The sequence below is a fragment of the Terrisporobacter sp. genome, assembly GCF_017888745.1.
Lineage (GTDB): Bacteria > Bacillota > Clostridia > Peptostreptococcales > Peptostreptococcaceae > Terrisporobacter.
Genome location: NZ_JAGHFM010000359.1, coordinates 1 through 3,541, shown reverse-complemented (window position 1 = coordinate 3,541; position 3,541 = coordinate 1). Strand labels below are relative to the sequence as shown.

Annotated in this window: 4 protein-coding genes; all 4 read right to left on the bottom strand. The window is 27.0% G+C overall.

Annotated features, from left to right (window positions below; translation table 11 throughout):
- Positions 1-170: 170 nt before the first annotated feature.
- The gene (locus J7G74_RS15745) at positions 171-1,001 is read right to left on the bottom strand and encodes a M15 family metallopeptidase (protein WP_297137073.1); all 831 of its coding nucleotides are present in this window, start codon (positions 999-1,001) and stop codon (positions 171-173) included.
- 224 nt (positions 1,002-1,225) lie between these two features.
- Complete coding sequence (locus J7G74_RS15740; RefSeq protein ID WP_297137071.1) at positions 1,226-1,588, bottom strand: CoA-binding protein; 363 nt, start codon at positions 1,586-1,588, stop codon at positions 1,226-1,228.
- A gap of 274 nt (positions 1,589-1,862) precedes the next feature.
- A complete protein-coding gene (locus tag J7G74_RS15735; RefSeq protein WP_297137069.1) occupies positions 1,863-3,068 on the bottom strand; it encodes an aspartate kinase in 1,206 nt (401 codons plus the stop codon).
- Positions 3,069-3,287: 219 nt separating this feature from the next.
- Positions 3,288-3,541 (bottom strand): hypothetical protein (locus tag J7G74_RS15730; RefSeq protein WP_297137067.1); only part of this gene is annotated, 254 nt, incomplete at its 5' end.

Below are 3,541 nucleotides of genomic sequence, written 5' to 3'. Positions count from 1 at the left end.
GGTGTACTTGACATGCGATTAAATTAAAACTACATTCAAATTAAGGCATGGATAATTAATTTTCATATCCACGCCTTAATAATTTTATCATAGAAAGCTATTTACAGAAAAAAATTCACAGTCTCAATATAACTTTATCTATTAATTTTGTATAATTTACATAATCAATCTTATTTTACATTATTATTCTCTATGTATTCTTCAAGTGTTATATCTTTATCATTTATTTCTTTTGCCGCCTCTTTACCAACATACCTTAAATGCCAAGGTTCATATTCATATCCTGTAATATCTTCTTTACCCTCTGGATATCTAATTATAAAGCCATATTTATCCATATTATTACATAACCAATCATATGCATCAGTATACTTAAATCCTTCATCTAATTTATTGTATTCACTAGATAAAACATCCATAACAAATCCAGTCTGATGTTCACTAGTTCCAGGCACTGCAACATATTTATCAGCTTCCTCTTTTCCTGATCTTTTTACCTTCTTATCATATAATTCTTTTTGATATTCATAAGACCTATATCCTGAAACTGCTAGTAAATTTATTCCTTCTTTTTTTGCATCTTCAAACATATTTTCCAACTGCAAAGCAGTTTCTTTCCTAAGCATTTTATTAGGAGAATTTTTACTTATAAATTTAACGTTTGGTATAACTAAATCATTAGGTATGTAAGTTTCATCTATTTTATTTTCTCTATTAACTAATATTAAAATATTACTTTCATCTATTAAATTACTACTCTCCCCCAATTTGCTAGAAGCATTTACAGAATTATACTCACTGTCATCATTTTCCTTACCTGATGATGAAAAGAATGTTATTCCTTGTATAATAAGTAATATTACTGTAGATAATACTACATATCTAAAAATTTTTTTAACTTTTCTTTTCTTTTTCACTAATCTTTTTGAGTATCTTTTACCACGATTTGATATGTTATTTGAACTATTCCCTTCATTGTTTATACTTAATGAATCATTCATAATATTCAACTCCTTTGAAACAAGATTACGACAAGTTTTTTTCCGATATTTATCCTAAATGTTTCAAAGTTGTAAATTATTCGACTTTTACCAAAAATTTCCTTATAAAAATATACCACAACAAAAAAGATATTAATTTTCAAAATCAATATCTTCCGACATTTCCATAATATCCTATAAAATCTAATATTTAGAACAATTCATCTATTAACATATACAGCCCCTTAACTATATTTCCCATATAATCTTATACCAACTAATAAGCATCCTTCTATATATGGATAATTATTTTCCTCTAAATATTCAATGATCTCTTCACTACCTGCCCCTGGTTGTATTATTATACATTTGAAATTTTTCTTATTTTCTTTCAATAATTTTATTCCCGCTGGTGGGTTAATACATAAGTCGATAATATCTACTTCTTCTTCTATATCATTTAATGATTTTAATTCTTTTCCTACAGAATATACTTTATATCTACTATTTATTAACTCATTTTTTATCTTGTATGCATATTTTTCTTCATTTAAAGTGTCCCCTACTACTACAAATACATTATACCTCATAATTTCTCTTAAATCCATTATTTTCTCTCCTTATAATAATTTTAATATTGCATTTAGTATTATCTTTTTTACCTTTGTTTATAAAATTTAATCATATTTAAATTGCTCAATTAAAATACAAATATAAAGATAAACAATAATAATCAATAAAAATAATGTTTTAATAGTTCTAATTTTAAAATCTAAGAATATAATTATGTGATTTCTAGTTGAAATAAATAATAATGTAAATTATCTTATTATGGGCTGTCTCACTCTCTTTTATTATGACAGCCCATATTCATAAGCTTTATTATAAGTTAAACTCTCTTGCAAGTGCTGCTACTGCAACTTCTTTGTCTTTATCATCTAAAGTATAAGATACACTAATTTCAGAAGTAGTAAATTGTTTGAATTCTATATTATTATTTGATAAGACTCTAAACATTTTCCCTATCATATCACTTTGGTTCATCATTCCTAAACCAACAACTGATACTTTAGATAAGTTAGATTTTATATCAATTATCATTTCTTCTATTTCTAGCTTTATTTCATCTATAACTTTACATACTGAATTTAAATCATCTTTACAAACTGTAAAAGATAAGTTTACATATCCATTTTGTGGAGATGACTGGCTTATCATATCTATATTTACATTTTCTTCCCCTAATCTTTCAATTATTCTTGCTATATTATTAGAGTTAAGTAAAACTTTTCCAATAGTAATCATATAAATATTATCATCTATTGCAATTCCTTTAATTACTTGCTCTTCCATTTCTTTTTCATACTCCTTTATATAAGTTCCTGTTATATATTCACTACTTGATGCTACATATATAGGCACATTATATTTATAACCTATTTCTACCGCTCTAGTTTCCATTACGCCTGCCCCTAAGCTAGACATTGCTATCATTTCTTGATAGCTTATATTTTTTAATTTCTTTGCTCTAAAATAAACCCTTGGGTCAACTGAATATATTCCATCCACATCAGTATATATATTACATTCACATCCAAGCTTTGCAGCAATAGCAACAGCTGTAGTATCAGATCCACCTCTACCTAATGTTGTTATATCTCCTTTGTTATTTATACCTTGAAATCCTGCTACAACAACTATTTTTCCTTCTTTTAAATATTCCTTGATTTTTTCTATTTCTATGTCAACTATCTTATTTTTAGTGTGAACTCCATCTGTCTTTATACCCGCTTGGAATCCAGTAAATGATATAGCATCATATCCTAAATCATTAATAGCCATAGATAACAATGCTATAGATATTTGTTCACCTGTAGATAGTAGTACATCCATATCTCTTTTATTAGTATTGTGTGATATTTCTTTTGATAAGTTTACAAGATAGTCAGTAGTTTTTCCCATAGCAGAAACTACAACTACCACATCATTCCCCTTTTCCTTCTCATTTATAACCCTTTTGGCAACAGACTTTATTTTTTCAACACTTGCTAGTGAGCTTCCTCCATATTTTTGGACTATAGCTGTCAAACTACCCCTTCCTTTCTTTTTTAGTGATACTATAATTATATTTACTTTTTTTTCATATGTTATTGTTTTTCATGCGTTTAATATGGTAAAAAATGCCTTCTTAAATATGGTTTTTATTCCATAAAAAAATCTCATGAAAGCATTCCCGCTTTCATGAGAGTAATTTATTGATAAAATATATTATTATGGTACTTAAATTTTATTTATTAACTATCTCTTCTATCTACAACGATTATTTCTAATTACACATCTACGTGATCCTTCACAGCGATCTGTATCTCTGTCTCTTTCTCTATCTCTTTGTCTTTCTAGTTCTCTTTCTCTTTCTATTTCCATGTCTCTTTCTATTTCCATTTGTATTTGTCTTTCTCTTTGTCTTTCTTCTTCTCTTTGTCTTGCTCTGTCTCTATCTCTTTCTATTTCTCTTTGTCTTTCTCTTTGTCTTTCTATTTCTCTTTGTCTCTCTCTTTCTC